Source organism: Deinococcus sp. AB2017081 (assembly GCF_034440735.1).
Lineage (GTDB): Bacteria > Deinococcota > Deinococci > Deinococcales > Deinococcaceae > Deinococcus > Deinococcus rufus.
The window spans coordinates 78,202-92,243 of sequence record NZ_CP140098.1 but is presented as its reverse complement, the minus strand read 5'-3'; the positions used below and the strand labels follow the sequence as shown (position 1 = coordinate 92,243).

Here is a 14,042-nt window from a genome sequence, read left to right as displayed (position 1 = left end):
GCCTGCCACCGTACCCGCTCTGCACGGCCGGCGCATACGCCAGAGGGCAGAGGGCCGGGCCTCCTGCCTGTGACGCCGGCCTCCGCGTCAGCCCGCGCGACGCGGCGTCGATCCCTCACCGGCCGGTCGGGCGGAATCGTGACGGTAGACCGGTGCGCGGCCGTTCAGTGCCGGGAATCCGGTGCGGGGTGATCCCGGCCGGTCAGCGTGCCGGGCGGCGACGCAGTGGCCGGACGATCCGGAGACGCGGTGGGGCGGCTGAGGACGGTGCCGGAGCGGCGGGCCATCCACAGGCGCTGGCCGATCAGGACACACACCAGCAGGGTCGTGCCGGTGAGTCCCAGCAGCACGCGGCGTTCGGGAATCAGCATGACGCCCAGCAGCGTGAAGTACGCGATCATCAGGAGCAGGTAGGTGATCAGGCTGTTGCCCCGCTGGGCGCTGAGCAGCACGTCCACGTAGGTGGGGCCATCCTCCATGCGCTGCGGCAGCGGATACGCCGGCAGCCGGACGTCACGGTGCACGTCGACCACCACGGCCGTGATGTTGTCGGGGCCACCGGCGTCGTTCGCCGCGTTCACCAGGGCCCGCGCCGTGTCGTCCGGATCGGTCGAGCGCCCCAGCAGCTCCAGCAGCTGGTGGTCGAGCACCACGCCGCTCAGCCCGTCACTGCACAGCAGCAGGCGGTCGCCGGCCTGCGCGGGAAAGCCGAACAGTTCCAGCCGGACGCGTTCCTCGCCGCCCAGGGCATTGCTGACCACGCTGCGCCACTGGTGGTCGCGGGCCTCCTGTTCGGTCATGTGCCCCAGGCGCACCTGTTCGGCCACCCACGAGTGGTCCTCGGTCAGGCGGTACAGATCGCCGCGCCGCAGCAGATACGCCCGTGAATCCCCCACGTGTGCGACCGTGACGGCTCCCCGGTCGATCAGGGCGACCAGCAGGGTCGTGCCCATGCCCACGTACTCCCCGACGGCGTGCCGCAGCACGGCCATGTTCGCGGCCTGCACGGCCTCGGCCAGCCGCACCGGAGGAGAGCTGCGGGCATCCAGATAATGCTGGCTCAGGGCGTCCAGGGCCAGATTGGCCGCGAGTTCGCCGGCCGCGTGGCCGCCCATGCCGTCTGCTACTGCGTACAGTCCGCCACGCGGCAGGTCGAGGGCCAGGGCAGCATCCTGGTTGACCCCTCCCTGCCGCTGACGACCCACATCTGTCAGGAGACCTGACGACATGGCAGGCGTCGCGGAAGCGCGCATGAAGCCAATATAAGTCACCGTTTCTTACATCTCTCCACAATCATTCACGTCTGCGACGGCGCACGGGCGCCGATACCGGTCGGGCCGCAGGGTGAACTGGACATGAGGAACCCGGCCACCGCAATTGAACGTCCGTTCATTTGCGTGTACGACGGTGCCCATGGGGTGCTGAACCCTGGGCGGTGTCATGCGGCGCCGGGCGGTGCCACGCCGCCGGCGGCACCCGCAGGTTGTCTGGACGCCTCTGGAGGCCGGGAGGACGACCGCTGGCCAGACGGCCCGGGCCCGCCGCACGCGGATTACGGCCGACCGGCGTCCGGCAGGCGCTCGCCCGCTGGGATGGCGTCCGGCACGCGGTTGCCGGGGGGCGGCAGCGGGCACGTCCAGCCCTCGCCATAGGCGCAGTACGGGTGATACGCCATGTTGAAGTCCACGTCCACCCACACCTCGCCGTCCTCGCGGGTCAGGGGTGCGTCCAGATAACGGCCCGCACCGTAGGTCTGCGTGCCGCTGGTCGCGTCCCGGAAGGGCAGGAACACCCGCGCCGGCTGCTCCTCGCCCAGGGGCGCGAACACCGTCAGGGTGCGCTCGCCGCCGGGCAGGGCCACGGTGACGGTGCCCAGGGCGCTCATGCTGCGCGGCTCCCCGGTGTTCGTGTCCAGCGTGAACGGGGCGGCGGCGTCCGGTGCGGTGTGGAGCGGCACCCGGAACGCCCACGCTTCGTCCGGCGGGTAGTACGTCAGGCCCGTGAAGGACTCGGTGCTGACCGGGCCGCGTCCGGCCGCGAAATGCGCGTCCTTGCGCCGGCGGAAGTCCAGCACCGCCTCGCTGTACGCGCTGCTCACCAGTCGACCGTGAGGCGCTGTCCGGCGTACTCCACGAGGTCGCCCCGCCGCAGCTTGCGCCGCCGCCGCGTCTCGACCTCGCCGTTCAGCCGCACCTCGCCGCCCTGCACCCGGAACTTCGCCTCACCGCCGGTCTGCACCAGTCCGGTCAGTTTCAGGAAGTCCTGGAGGTCGATGGTGTCCTGATCGGCGCGGGTCATGCGGCCAGGGTAGCAGGGCTGTGGGCCGGGTTCCGTGACCCGGGCTCAGGGTGTCGAGGCCGGCGGCGGGGTGGGCGTGGTGGCCGGTGGCGTCGTCGCCGGTGCCGTTGGGGCCGTGGCCGGCGCAGCTGGCGTGGTGGGCGCCGTCGTGGCGGGCGTGGTCGGCGCGGTGGCCGGGGCCTTCTCGGGCACGTTCAGCGTGTACTGCGTGCTGAACAGCTTCAGATCGGCGTCGTCGACCCGCTGATCCTGGTTCAGGTCGCCGGGTACTGCGCCGGTCTTGCCGTAGTTGCCCATCAGGATCGCCAGGTCAGCCAGGGTGATCTTGCCATCGCCGTTCAGGTCGGCCCCGCTCAGGCGGGCGCGGGCGGCGGCCGGTGTCCACGCACTCAGGCCCAGTTCGCGGGTCAGTTCGGCCTTCACGGCGTCCACCAGCGGCAGCGGCCCCTGCGGATTGAATTCGATGCGCCGCTCGCCGCCCACCGTGACGATCCTGGCCGCGACATCCGGGTTGAAGGGCGCGGCGCTGGCCCCGCTGCCCCCCAGCAGCAGCAGTGGGCCGGCGCTGGTGTCCAGCGTGACCGGCAGTTCCTTGCTGCTCAGGGCCGCCAGCGCGTCCCGGACGGCCTTCGTGAGCACGTCGCCCTGTGGGCGCAGCTTCACCGATGCGGCTTGCGCGGTTCCCAGCAGGGCGGCGGCGAGCAGCAGCCCCGTCAGCGCCCGCTTCACTTCGCCTCCCGCGACGCGCGGATCGCGTCGCGCAGGGCCGCCAGATCGGTGATGTCCTTGCCGGCGCTGTCCTTCGCGCCGCTGACCTTGCCGGCGCTCACCGGATACAGGCCCTGGTTGAAGCCCACGATGGGGCTGTCCAGCCGCCGGTCGTACAGCAGCGCGATGACCTCCTGGCTGGCCGTCAGGGTGGGCAGGTCGGCCACGCCCTGCATGACGTACAGCGCCGGTCTGCCCTGGTACTGCGGCAGGCGGCCGGCGTCCCCGGCCAGCGTCTCCGCGACCGTCAGGGGATAGACCTGATACGCCACGCCGCCCTCGGTCACGGTCACCGCCGTGCCCAGGGTGGCCCGCACGACCACGTCGGCCTTCTTCGCCTGCTGCGCCAGCGTCAGGGGTGGGGCGGTGGTCGCGCCGGCGACCGGCAGCAGAGCCAGGGTCACCCCGGCCACCACGGCACGCAGGACGCCCCTCACGGCTGGTCTCCGTCTTCTTCGGGCGGCGTGGGATCCGGCGGATTCATGGGCGGCGGCGTTCCCGAATCGGTGCCGGGCGCGTCGGCGGGCGTCTCGGCAGGAGCCGCGTCGGTGGTATCCGGATCCGTCGGGGTCGGCGTCGTGGTGGGGGTGGTCTCGGCGGGCGCAGGCGCGGTGGTGGGGGACGTGCCCTCGGCGGGGGTGGTCGCCGGCGCGGCGTTCGGCACGCCCACCACGGCTCCATCGGCCCCACGGGCCTCGACGGTCATGCTGCCGGCGCTGAAGGTCACGGCCTTGGCCGGTTTGACCGTGACCAGCGCGACGCGCGTGCCGGTGCGCGGCACCTTGCGGAACCCCATGTCGAGCAGCAGCGTCGTGCCCTGCTGACGCCAGAACAGCAGACCGCCCGGATCGGCGTTCTGGATGCGCGTGACCTGCACGCCTGCCGGCAGGGTCCACGACACGTGGGCGGCCCGTGCCCCGCGCGGCGCGGTGATGGTCAGCGGAATGCGGGTCTCGCCGCGCACCTCGCCGCTGGGCAGGGTGGGGGTGATCGCCAGGGGCGGCAGTTCCTGCACGTTCAGGGTGTACTCGCCGGCCTTGCTGCTCAGCGTGGAGTCCGTGACCTCCAGCGTGAAGGTGTACGTGCCGGTCTTGGTGGGCTGGCCCGACAGGGTGCGCTGCGAGGCGTCCAGCTTCACGCCGGGCGGCAGGCTGCCCGACGCGAGGCGCAGCGAGTACGGCCCCACGCCGCCCGCCACGGCCAGCGTCGCCGTGTAGGGCTCGTTCACGTAGATGGGCGGCAGGCCGCTGGCGCTGTCTGCAAAGTACAGCGCGTCCTTGCCGCTGGTCGCGGCACCGGTCGTCTGCTGACCGCAGGAGGCCAGCGCCGTGCCCAGCAGCAGGGCCAGCGCGGCGCGGCGCAGGGAGGTCAGGGGAACCATGTCCCGCAGTGTACGCGGCGCGGCGTGCGCTCCCCATGAGGAGGGCATGTGGTGTCCACAGCGCCCCTGACTGCGCGCCCACGCACGCTTGACGCCGGGTGGCTGCACTAGACTTCCAGGATGACTGCCACCACCTCTGCCGCCCTGCCCCGCGTGGGCGACCGTCTGGGCCGGTACACCGTGCAGCGCGTGGAATCCCTGCCCGAGATGCAGGGCACGCTGATCCTGCTCGCGCACGACCTCGGGGCCCGGCACGCGCACGTCGTGCGGGACGACGACAACAGCGCCTTTGGCGTCACCTTCCCGACGGTGCCCCGCGACTCCACCGGCGTGGCCCACATCCTGGAACACATCGTCCTGATGGGCAGCCAGAAGTACCCCGTGAGCGATCCCTTCTTCGCCATGCTGCCCCGGTCGCTGAACACCTTCATGAACGCCATGACCAGCAACGACTGGACGACCTACCCCTTCTCCACCCGCAACGAGCAGGACTACTTCAACCTGCTCTCGGTGTATCTGGACGCCACCTTCTTCCCGCTGATGCGCTACGAGTCCTTCCGGCAGGACGGGCACCGCTTCGAGTTCGAGACGCCGGATGATCCCACCAGCCCACTGAAACTCCAGGGCGTCGTCTACAACGAGATGAAGGGGGCCATGGCCGCCCCCGGCGCCGTCATGTGGCGGGCGTTCGGCAAGGCGCTGTACCCCGACCTGACCTATGCGAACAACTCCGGCGGCAGCCCCCAGGACATCCCCAACCTGAGCTACGAGGGCCTGCGGGCCTTCCACGCGGCGCACTACCACCCCAGCAACGCCTTTTTCTACACCTACGGGCGACTGCCCCTGGAACGCATCCTGGCCGAGATCGAATCGCACGTCCTGACGCACTTCACGCGGCAGGAGCTGGACGTGAGCATCCCGGATCAGGCGGCCTTCGCCGAGCCGCGCCGCGAGACCGTCACGTACCCCGGTTCGGACACCGAGCGCGGGGCGCAGGTCAGCGTGGCGTGGAAGCTGGGCCACACCAGCGATCCGGACGCGAACCTGCGCTGGAGTGTGCTGAGCGACGTGCTGCTGGGCAACCCGGCCGCGCCCCTGACGCGCCCCCTGATCGAGTCCGGCCTGGGCGCGGGGCTGGCGGATCTCAGCGGCTACCGCGACTCCTTCCGCGAGGGGGCCTTCGCCGCCGGCCTCAAGGGGCTGCCCGCCGGAAAGGCCCCGGAGGTCGAGGCGCTGGTGCTCTCCACCCTGCGCGAGATCGCCACGCAGGGCATCGATCCCCAGCTCATCGAGAGCAGCCTGCACCAGTTCGAGATCTCGCAGAAGGAGGTCAGCAACGCCGGCTATCCCTACGGCCTGCAGGTGATGTTCCGACTGCTGGGGCCGTGGCTGTACGGCGGCGACCCGGTCACGGGCCTGCGCCTGGAGACCGAGCTGACCCACCTGCGGGACGATCTGGCGCGGGGCCGCGTGTTCGAGCCGATGATCGAGCGGCAGCTGCTGGACAACCCCCACCGCGTCACGCTGGAACTCGCGCCCGATCCCCAGTTGGCCGAGCGCACCGAGGCCGACGAACAGGCCCTGGTCACGCGCCTGAGCGCCGACTTCACCGACGAGGATCGTACTCGCATCGTCGCGGAGAGCCTGCGCCTGAAAGAACTCCAGGGGCAGGAGAAGCCGGCCGACGTGCTGCCCACCCTGGCCCTGTCGGACGTGCCTCCCCGCGTGCCCCGCGTGGCCTACACGGTCGAGTCTCAGGGCCGCGCCACGGTCGCCCGCGTGCCCCAGCCGACCGGCGGCCTGACCTACGTGGACGTGCAGGTCAGGTTGCCCGATGTCCCGGCCGACCTGCTCGATACCCTGCCGCTGTACGCCTTCGCCGTGACGCGCGGCGGCGCGGCCGGGGATGACTACGCCGTCCTTGCCCGCCGGATCGAGGCCGTGACGGGTGGGATCGGCGCCAGCGTGGGGGTCGGCACCCGCCCGGACGACCTGTCGGCGCTGCGCCTGAGCCTGACCTTTTCCGGCAAGGCGCTGGCCCGCAACGCGCCCGCGCTGGTGGACGTCCTGCGCGACGTGATCGCCACGCCGCTGTTCACCCGTGACCGCCTGGAACAGCTGCTCCGGCAGCGGCTCGCCGGCCTCAAGGCCAGCATCCTCCAGGGTGGCAACGCCTACGCCGAGCGCCTCGCCGCCGCGCAGGTGAGCCCGGCCGGGGTCATCACCGAGCACTTCAGCGGTCTCTCGGCGCTGGCGTCGCTGAAGACCATCGTGGAAGACGGCGGCCTGGACGACCTGCTCGTGCGCCTGCACCGCCTCCACACCCTGCTCCTGACCGGTACGCCCGTGCTGTGCGTGACCGCCACCGAGGGCGATCTTGGCCTCGACCTCACGCCCGTCACGGCGGCCTTCGTCGGGGACGCGCCGGTGGGCGCGCCGCGCCCGGACACGGCCCCCCGGCGCCCGCAGGCCCGCACCACGGACTCGCCGGTCGCGTTCAACGCGGTGGCGTTCCGCACGGTGCCCTACACGCATGCCGACAGCCCGGCGCTGCTGGTGCTGTCGCGCCTGCTGCGCAGCGGCTACCTGCTCAAGGAGATCCGCGAGAAGGGCGGGGCCTACGGCGGCGGCGCGGGCTTCGACACCCGCGAGGGCGTGTTCACCATGAGTTCCTACCGCGATCCCAACGTGCGGCGCACCTTCGAGGTCTTCCGCGACGCCCGCCAGTTCCTGAACACCGAACTGGGCCAGCAGGAACTCACCGAGGCCATCCTGTCGGCCAGCAAGCTCCTCGATCCGCTGACCAGCCCCGATACCATCGGCCGGATGCGCTTCTTCGGCGATCAGGCCGGCTACACCCCCGAGGTGCAGGAGGCGTACAAGGCCCGCCTGCTCGCGGTCACGCTGGACGACCTGCGGCGCGTCATGGACACCTACCTGACACCGCAGCACGCCGCCTACGCCCTGGTCGCCGGGCAGGATCCCAACGAGGACGTGCGCGACCTGAACTTGGCATTCGACGTCCAGGCGATCTGAAGGTCACAGAGGAGCGGCAGGCCAGGGGAATTCCGGCCTGCCGCTTCTCCGTTGTGAACGAGGGGGCGGGCCATGACGGCTGCGCCCCCTCCTCCGTGCCCTGGATCAGCTCCAGTTCCACACGGCCGGCTCGTACTCGTACGATCCCGGCGCGGCGCGGCGCAGGTGCCCGATGGCGTGGAAGGGGAAGTGGTAGCCCGTGACCCACAGCTTCTCGTCCACCGCACGCGCGAAGATCGTCTGGCGGGTCTGCGCGGCCTGGGCTCCGTCGGTGTCGAAGCCCACGTAGGCCCCCTGGTACTTCAGCGACAGCAGAAAGTGCCCGGCGGCGTCCCCGAACACCATGAAGCCCTGTGACCCGCTCTGCCCGATCACGCTCAGGTGGTTGGCGGTGTGGCCGGGGGTCGCCACGCTGGTCAGCCCGGCGGTGATCTCCTGGCCCGGCTGGATCAGCGTGAACTTGTCCTTCTGGGCGATCAGGTTGTTCTTGACGGCGTCGTTCGGGTTGGCCTGGGTCGTCCAGAACTGGAACTCGGCCGCGCCCATCACGTGCCGGGCGTTCCGGAAGGTGAGCTGCCCGTTCGTGGTCAGCCCGCCGATGTGGTCGCCGTGCCCGTGCGTGATGAACACCGTCTCGATCTGCTCCGGCCGGATGCCGGCGCGGGCCAGGTTGGCGACGAGCTGCCCGCCCGTGCCGCCACGCCCCGTGTCGATCAGTGTGAGCTTGCCGCCGCTCTCGACCACGACCGGGTTGAAGTGGTTCACCGTGTTCGTCGCGGGCACGCTGTACTCCGCCAGCGCCCCGGCGAACTCGGCCTGTCGGTCGGGATTGGCCCCCCACGTGGGCAGCAGGGCCGCCAGCGGCGCGGTGCCGTCGCTCACGACCGTCACGGTCGCGTCCCCGATCTTCTGGCGGTAGAACCCGTTGCCGTTCATGGCCATGCCCGCCCCCGGGGCCTGGGACGGCGAGGCCGGGGTCGCCGGCGTGGCCTGGGCGTGGGCCAGTGGAGCGGCGGCGGTGACCAGACCGGCCGCGCCCAGCAGGCGCAGGGCGTCACGTCGGGCGAGGGGAGTGGGGCGTCCGGTGTCGTTGGGGTCGGTCATGGGGCCTCCTAGAAGTGTGGAACCGTTCCATGTTAAGTGGATGACCCCGCGTCTTCCTGCAACATTCCTTGCCGTTCCGTTCATCACGCGCGGTAGGGGCTGGCCCCCATCCAGCTGCAGGGGAGTGGCGACACCGGAGCCCCCTCACCGAGCTGCCGCCACGATGCTCTGTGCTGGACAGCCCCGCCGGGCGGTGGGATCCAGGGGTGGGCAAGGGAGGACGCCGCGGGCGCACCCGCCCTGCCTGCCGTCACGAGCGTGACGGCTCACAGGCCAACGGACGACCGGGAACGGTGCTGCCGGGGATGGCCCCAAAACAACACCAGCCTCCGCGGGGGAGGCTGGGATGCTTGGCTCGGCAGGCTGGGGTCGAACCAGCGACCATTCGATTAACAGTCGAACGCTCTGCCACTGAGCTACTGCCGATCATGGTGGCCCGCCGTTTTCAGGCGCAGGAGGGAGAGTAGCATGCAGCCCCGGCGCGTGCAAGACCTGTACAGCGCCGCGCCTACGCCTGGGCCCCGCCCGGCATGATCGTTCCCGGCGTGACCCCCAGCCGCCGCAGCGCCTCGGCCCACTGCTGCTCGGGCGGCACGTCCCACAGCAGATCCGGCGTGTCCTGCTCGACCCACACCCACGCCCCCTCCCGCGATTCCTCGGTCAGCTGTCCGGCGCCCCAGCCGGCGTAGCCCAGCACCAGGCGGTACTCCTGCCCACCGTCGATCACGGCCCGCAGCACGTCCAGGCTGGAGCTCACCATCAGACCGTCCACCACGCGGATCTCGCCGTCCAGGCCCAGGGGTTCGCGGTACAGGCACCAGCCCAGTGTCGGATCGACCGGGCCGCCCAGCCAGCCGGGCTGATCCTGTGCCGGGGCCTCGGCCATCAGCTCCGAGACCGTCTGGGGCAGCGGCGCGTTCACGATCAGGCCCATGGCCCCGCCCGTGTCGTGCTCCAGCAGCAGGATCACGGAGCCCCCGAACACCCCGCCGTGCAGGTGAGGGCTGGCGACTAAGAACGTAACAGGCCCGCTCATGTGCACAGGATAGCGGGGCAGGAGTGGGGACAGGGCTTAATCAACTCGGTGTTGATAATTCAACCCGTGTATACGTCTCAAAGATCAGGTTGTAATCGCCTCCTATTTTGAAGCACCGCGTACGCTCATCATCCATCGTCAGCTGCTCCATGCTTTCAACATGCATACCCCATGTATTATTTCCGTTTATTTCTTTGAATATCAAATTATTCGTTCTAGATTCATATCTTGCAGCCCCTGAATTCTTGGTTTTATTTTTTAGGTCGTGAGATGACCATTCAAATCTATCATTTCCTGTCGCCTTGAGGTCTAATGTATTCTCGCGGTAGTCTGTCAGCGAGCTATTACATTCCCAGTTGCCCTGGAGCTTCTCGCTGGTTGTTGCACACCCTGAGAAGATAGTGCACAGGCACCCTAAGCCGAGATGTAACCAACAATTAGGTTTCCTTCCCTGCTGACTGAGCATCGTGCCTCCCAAATTTTGTGGTGCCTCCGAGGATGCTGTCGTGTGTCCACCGTATAGCACCTTGCACCAAAAAAACCCCCACCTCTGAGGCGGGGGTCACGGGAGCCGGTCGAGCCTTACGCGCTTGCGCCGGTGCCGCGCCGACCGGTGCGCCGCTTGGCCGGGGGGGCGGGCACGACCGCGCTGCCGTCACGCGGAGTCTCCAGGGCCTTGATGCCGCCGACCAGGGCCACGTTCAGCACCTCGTCCACGGTCTCGCAGGGGTGGAAGGTCATGCTGGCCCGCAGGTGCGCGGGGATATCGCGGATATCGCCCTCGTTGGCCTTGGGCAGGATGATGTGCTTGATCCCGGCGCGGCGGGCTCCCAGCACCTTTTCCTTCAGGCCGCCGATGGGCAGGTAGCGGCCGGTCAGGGTCATCTCGCCGGTCATGGCGACGTCGTGGCGGGCAGGAATGCCGCTCAGGGCGCTGATCAGGCTGGTGACCATCGCGCCGCCGGCGCTGGGGCCTTCCTTGGGGATTGCGCCAGCCGGGACATGCACGTGGATCTCGCTGTCGTCGACGCGGGATTTATCGATGTGGAAGCGCTCGGCGTTCGCCTTGATGTACGTCAGGGCGGCGCGGGCCGATTCCTTCATCACGTCGCCCAGCTGTCCGGTGAGCACCAGGCCCTTGCCGGGGCTGATCGAGGTCTCGACGAACAGGATGTCCCCGCCCACCGGCGTGTAGAACATGCCGGTCGAGACGCCGACCATATCTTCCTTGTTCTCGGTCTCGGGGCTGTGGCGCGACTGGCCCAGGTAGCGGTCGAGTTCCTTGTCGGTGACCTTCACGCGCTTGACCTCGCCGGTGGCGATGCGTCGGGCGACCTTGCGGGCCACCGTGCCGATCTCGCGTTCCAGGTTGCGCACGCCGGCTTCGCGGGTGTAGTGGCTGATCAGCTTCTCCAGCGTGGCGTCGGTGAACGTGATCTGGTTGGGCTTCAGGCCGTTGGCGGTGAGCTGGCGGGGCATCAGGTAGCGCTTGGCGATCTCCAGCTTCTCCTGCTCGATGTAGGAGTTGAACTCGATGACCTCCATGCGGTCCATCAGCGCCGGGGGGATCTGCTCGGGGTAGTTCGCCGTGGCGATGAACATGACTTCCGACAGGTCGAAGGCCACGCCCATGTAGTGGTCGGTGAAGTTCTGGTTCTGCGCCGGGTCGAGGACTTCCAGCAGCGCCGCGCTGGGGTCGCCCTGGTAGCTGGAACCCAGCTTGTCGACCTCGTCGAGCAGGATGACCGGGTTCTTCGTGCCGGCGGTGCGCAGGCCCTGGATCAGGCGGCCGGGCATGGCGCCGATGTACGTGCGGCGGTGGCCCCGGATGTCCGACTCGTCGCGGGCGCCGCCCAGGGCGATGCGCACGTACTTGCGGCCCAGCGCCTTGGCGATGCTCTGCGCGATGCTGGTCTTGCCCACGCCGGGAGGGCCGGTGAAGACCAGGATCGGCCCCTTGTTGACTTCCTCGGCGCTCAGTTCACCGCGCTCGGCGCGTTCCTTGCGCAGGCGGCGCACGGCCAGGAACTCCAGCACGCGATCCTTCACCTTGTCCAGCCCGTAGTGGTCATCATCGAGCACCTGGGCAGCCTCGGCCACGTCCAGGCGATCCTCGCTGCGGGTGTTCCAGGGCAGCTCGGTGATCCACGTCAGGTACGTGCGGATCACGCTGGCCTCGGCCGCGTCGGGGTGCATGCGGGCCAGGCGGTTGACCTCGCGGTCGACCTCCTTGCGGATCTCGGGTTTGAGATCCAGGGCCTCGATCTTGGCGCGGAACTGCTCGGCCTCGTCGCCGTCCTCGCCGTCCTCACCGCCCTGGAGCTCCTTCTGGATGACCTTCATCTGCTCGCGCAGGTAGTACTCGCGCTGGTTCTTGTCGATCTCTTCCTTGACCTGGGCGCGGATCTTGGCCTGCACGGCCTGCACTTCCTGCTCGGTGTCGAGCAGCGTGAGCAGCTTGCGGATGCGCGCCGTGACGTTCGCGGCCTCCAGCAGCGCCTGCTTGTCCTCCAGCTTGAAGTCCAGATTGAAGGCGATGTGGTCGGCCATCTCGCCGATCTCGTCCTTGCCGTTGATGGTCTGTACGGCCTCGGCGTTCAGCTTGCCACCCGAGGCGATCAGCTCGAACTTTTCCTTGAGTTCCCGGCTCAGCGCCTGGAGTTCCACGGCCTTGTCGGGCGTGGCGGGCAGGGGCTGGATGTCGGCGCGCAAGAAGTCGCCCCGGGTGTAGTTGCTCGCCTTCACGCGGGCCACGGCCGACACGAGCATCTGCACGGTGCCGTCCGGGTTCTTACGCACACGCAGCACGTTGCACGCGGTGCCGATGTCGTAGAGATCCGCGCCCTGGGGGTCGTCGATATCCTTGTCACGCTGCGAGACGATCAGGATGACCTTCTCGCCGGCCAGCGCCGCCTCGATGGCCCCGATGGAGAGGGAGCGGCTGGCGTCGATGTGCTGCACCATCGTGGGGTAGATCACGCTGCCACGCACCGGGCAGACGGGGACATTCTTGGGGAGGGTGACATTCTCGGTGGGCATCGCGTAACTCCTTTCGCCCAGATGGAGCTCTGGTCGGGTTTCCGGTGCGGCGTTCCGCTTTACATAGCCAAGCGCTTTACCGGAGAACTTGAGTGCGAGTATATCAAGTTTAGTAGAGTGAGGCAAGCAAGCCTGCGCCCTCTGCCAAACGGCCTACAACCCGTTGATCACGCTGAAAGTCTACGCCCCGGCACCTGACAGCAACCTCACCGAACCTGACGGGTCATTCACCGAACCACGCGCCGGACCCGCCCCGCGATACTGCACCCCATGGCCCGCGTGCACTTCCGCATTTCCTACCGTCCGCCGCCCCCCGCGCCCGGCCCCGTGTTCCTCACCGGCCAGCACCGCGGCTGGAGCGACGACCCCACCGGCTGGGCCTTCGACGACGCCGGCACCCTGGACGCCGAACTCCCCGACGGCCAGCTCCTGATGGTCAAGGTGCGCCACGTGGCCCCGGACGGCACCGTCACCGAGGAGGGCGACGCGTGGGGCGGCCGCGCCCCCGCCCACACCGCCGTCGTGCGCGGCGACACCGAGGTCGTGCTGGACGTCGCCGGGTGGCAGGACGGGCGACAGGGCCGGGAACGCCCCGCCCGCAGCGTGCCCCCCACGGCCGAGTTCACGCTGCCCGCCCCGTGGGGGGAGCAGCCCGTGCGCGTGTGGGCACCCGCGGGCGCGACCGGCCCCCTGCCGCTGCTGGTGCTGCACGACGGCCACAACGTCTTCGACGAGGCCCCCAGCTTCGCCGGCGAGACCTGGGACGCCGGCCGCGCCGCGCAGGCCCTCGCCGACGCCGGGCACCCCGTCCGGGTCGCCGCGCTGCCCGTGGGGGGCGAGCGCAGCTGCCGCTACGTGCCGTTCCCCTTCGAGCTGAACGACTTCCACAGCGGCGCAGACGACTACTGCGACTGGCTGCTCGGCACCCTGCGCCCCGCGCTCGCCGCCCGCTGGGGCGACACGACCCCCGCGCAGACCGCTTTGGCCGGCTCCTCCTTCGGCGGCCTGATCACCCTGTACGCCGGCCTGCGAGACCCCGGCGCGTGGGGCACCCTGGGCGTCCTGAGCCCCGCCATCTGGCCCGCCGACTTCCAGTTGCTCCGCTGGATGGAACCCCGCACCGCCCCCGCCACCCGCATGTGGCTCGACATGGGCGACCACGAGGGCAGCACCGTGCAGGAGGCTGCCGAGATCGTGCACCTCACCCACAACCTCGCCGCTCGACTGCGCCCCAGGGTGCAGGACGTGCACGTCACCATCGGGGAGGGCCACTGGCACGACGAGGCCGCGTGGCGGGCAAGGTTGCCGGAGTTTCTATGGTGGTGGGTGGGGGTGGAGCGTCAGAACGGCTAAGAGTCTGAACGTCTGAACGAGGGGCCA

At 69.6% G+C, this 14,042-nt stretch carries 12 protein-coding genes and 1 tRNA gene; 2 read left to right on the top strand and 11 right to left on the bottom strand.

Going from position 1 to position 14,042, the window contains the following annotated elements:
• Positions 1-164: 164 nt before the first annotated feature.
• From U2P90_RS00460 to U2P90_RS00435, 6 genes are all read right to left on the bottom strand, one after another.
• Entirely contained in the window at positions 165-1,253 is a 1,089-nt protein-coding gene (locus U2P90_RS00460; protein ID WP_295816268.1) for a PP2C family protein-serine/threonine phosphatase, read from the bottom strand.
• A gap of 299 nt (positions 1,254-1,552) precedes the next feature.
• On the bottom strand, positions 1,553-2,101 hold the full coding sequence (locus tag U2P90_RS00455) for a DUF1684 domain-containing protein (RefSeq protein WP_295816351.1): 549 nt from the start codon (positions 2,099-2,101) through the stop codon (positions 1,553-1,555).
• The gene (locus tag U2P90_RS00450; protein WP_295816267.1) at positions 2,095-2,298 is read right to left on the bottom strand and encodes an RNA-binding S4 domain-containing protein; all 204 of its coding nucleotides are present in this window, start codon (positions 2,296-2,298) and stop codon (positions 2,095-2,097) included. The genes U2P90_RS00455 and U2P90_RS00450 overlap by 7 nt, the downstream gene beginning before the upstream one ends.
• A gap of 45 nt (positions 2,299-2,343) precedes the next feature.
• The gene (locus tag U2P90_RS00445) at positions 2,344-3,027 is read right to left on the bottom strand and encodes a hypothetical protein (protein WP_322473311.1); all 684 of its coding nucleotides are present in this window, start codon (positions 3,025-3,027) and stop codon (positions 2,344-2,346) included.
• Positions 3,024-3,503, bottom strand: a complete 480-nt coding sequence (locus U2P90_RS00440; RefSeq protein ID WP_322473310.1) for a hypothetical protein — start codon at positions 3,501-3,503, stop codon at positions 3,024-3,026. Before U2P90_RS00440 ends, U2P90_RS00445 begins: the two co-directional genes overlap by 4 nt.
• Entirely contained in the window at positions 3,500-4,447 is a 948-nt protein-coding gene (locus U2P90_RS00435) for an Ig domain-containing protein (RefSeq protein WP_322473309.1), read from the bottom strand. The genes U2P90_RS00440 and U2P90_RS00435 overlap by 4 nt, the downstream gene beginning before the upstream one ends.
• A 120-nt stretch (positions 4,448-4,567) precedes the next feature.
• Here U2P90_RS00435 and U2P90_RS00430 point away from each other — a divergent pair, with 120 nt between their 5' ends.
• Complete coding sequence (locus U2P90_RS00430) at positions 4,568-7,483, top strand: insulinase family protein (RefSeq protein ID WP_322473308.1); 2,916 nt, start codon at positions 4,568-4,570, stop codon at positions 7,481-7,483.
• 105 nt (positions 7,484-7,588) lie between these two features.
• On the opposite strand, the gene U2P90_RS00425 is transcribed toward U2P90_RS00430, so the two are convergent.
• From U2P90_RS00425 to lon, 5 genes are all read right to left on the bottom strand, one after another.
• Positions 7,589-8,587, bottom strand: a complete 999-nt coding sequence (locus U2P90_RS00425) for an MBL fold metallo-hydrolase (protein WP_322473307.1) — start codon at positions 8,585-8,587, stop codon at positions 7,589-7,591.
• 351 nt (positions 8,588-8,938) lie between these two features.
• Positions 8,939-9,013 (bottom strand) — tRNA-Asn (locus U2P90_RS00420).
• An 82-nt stretch (positions 9,014-9,095) separates the two neighbouring features.
• Positions 9,096-9,623, bottom strand: a complete 528-nt coding sequence (locus U2P90_RS00415; protein WP_295822242.1) for a YqgE/AlgH family protein — start codon at positions 9,621-9,623, stop codon at positions 9,096-9,098.
• A gap of 40 nt (positions 9,624-9,663) precedes the next feature.
• The gene (locus U2P90_RS00410) at positions 9,664-10,089 is read right to left on the bottom strand and encodes a hypothetical protein (RefSeq protein WP_322473306.1); all 426 of its coding nucleotides are present in this window, start codon (positions 10,087-10,089) and stop codon (positions 9,664-9,666) included.
• A gap of 116 nt (positions 10,090-10,205) precedes the next feature.
• Complete coding sequence (lon, locus tag U2P90_RS00405; RefSeq protein WP_322473305.1) at positions 10,206-12,662, bottom strand: endopeptidase La; 2,457 nt, start codon at positions 12,660-12,662, stop codon at positions 10,206-10,208.
• Positions 12,663-12,932: 270 nt separating this feature from the next.
• Between lon and U2P90_RS00400 the strand changes: the two genes are divergently transcribed.
• Entirely contained in the window at positions 12,933-14,015 is a 1,083-nt protein-coding gene (locus U2P90_RS00400) for an alpha/beta hydrolase (RefSeq protein WP_322473304.1), read from the top strand.
• Positions 14,016-14,042: the final 27 nt, after the last annotated feature.

Bases quoted from the DNA above. Each gene is read 5' to 3' on its own strand.
- U2P90_RS00460 (WP_295816268.1), bottom strand. From the start codon at position 1,253: ATGCGCGCTTCCGCGACGCCTGCCATGTCGTCAGGTCTCCTGACAGAT.
- U2P90_RS00450 (WP_295816267.1), bottom strand. From the start codon at position 2,298: ATGACCCGCGCCGATCAGGACACCATCGACCTCCAGGACTTCCTGAAA.
- U2P90_RS00435 (WP_322473309.1), bottom strand. From the start codon at position 4,447: ATGGTTCCCCTGACCTCCCTGCGCCGCGCCGCGCTGGCCCTGCTGCTG.
- U2P90_RS00430 (WP_322473308.1), top strand. From the start codon at position 4,568: ATGACTGCCACCACCTCTGCCGCCCTGCCCCGCGTGGGCGACCGTCTG.
- U2P90_RS00425 (WP_322473307.1), bottom strand. From the start codon at position 8,587: ATGACCGACCCCAACGACACCGGACGCCCCACTCCCCTCGCCCGACGT.
- U2P90_RS00415 (WP_295822242.1), bottom strand. From the start codon at position 9,623: ATGAGCGGGCCTGTTACGTTCTTAGTCGCCAGCCCTCACCTGCACGGC.
- U2P90_RS00410 (WP_322473306.1), bottom strand. From the start codon at position 10,089: ATGCTCAGTCAGCAGGGAAGGAAACCTAATTGTTGGTTACATCTCGGC.
- lon (WP_322473305.1), bottom strand. From the start codon at position 12,662: ATGCCCACCGAGAATGTCACCCTCCCCAAGAATGTCCCCGTCTGCCCG.
- U2P90_RS00400 (WP_322473304.1), top strand. From the start codon at position 12,933: ATGGCCCGCGTGCACTTCCGCATTTCCTACCGTCCGCCGCCCCCCGCG.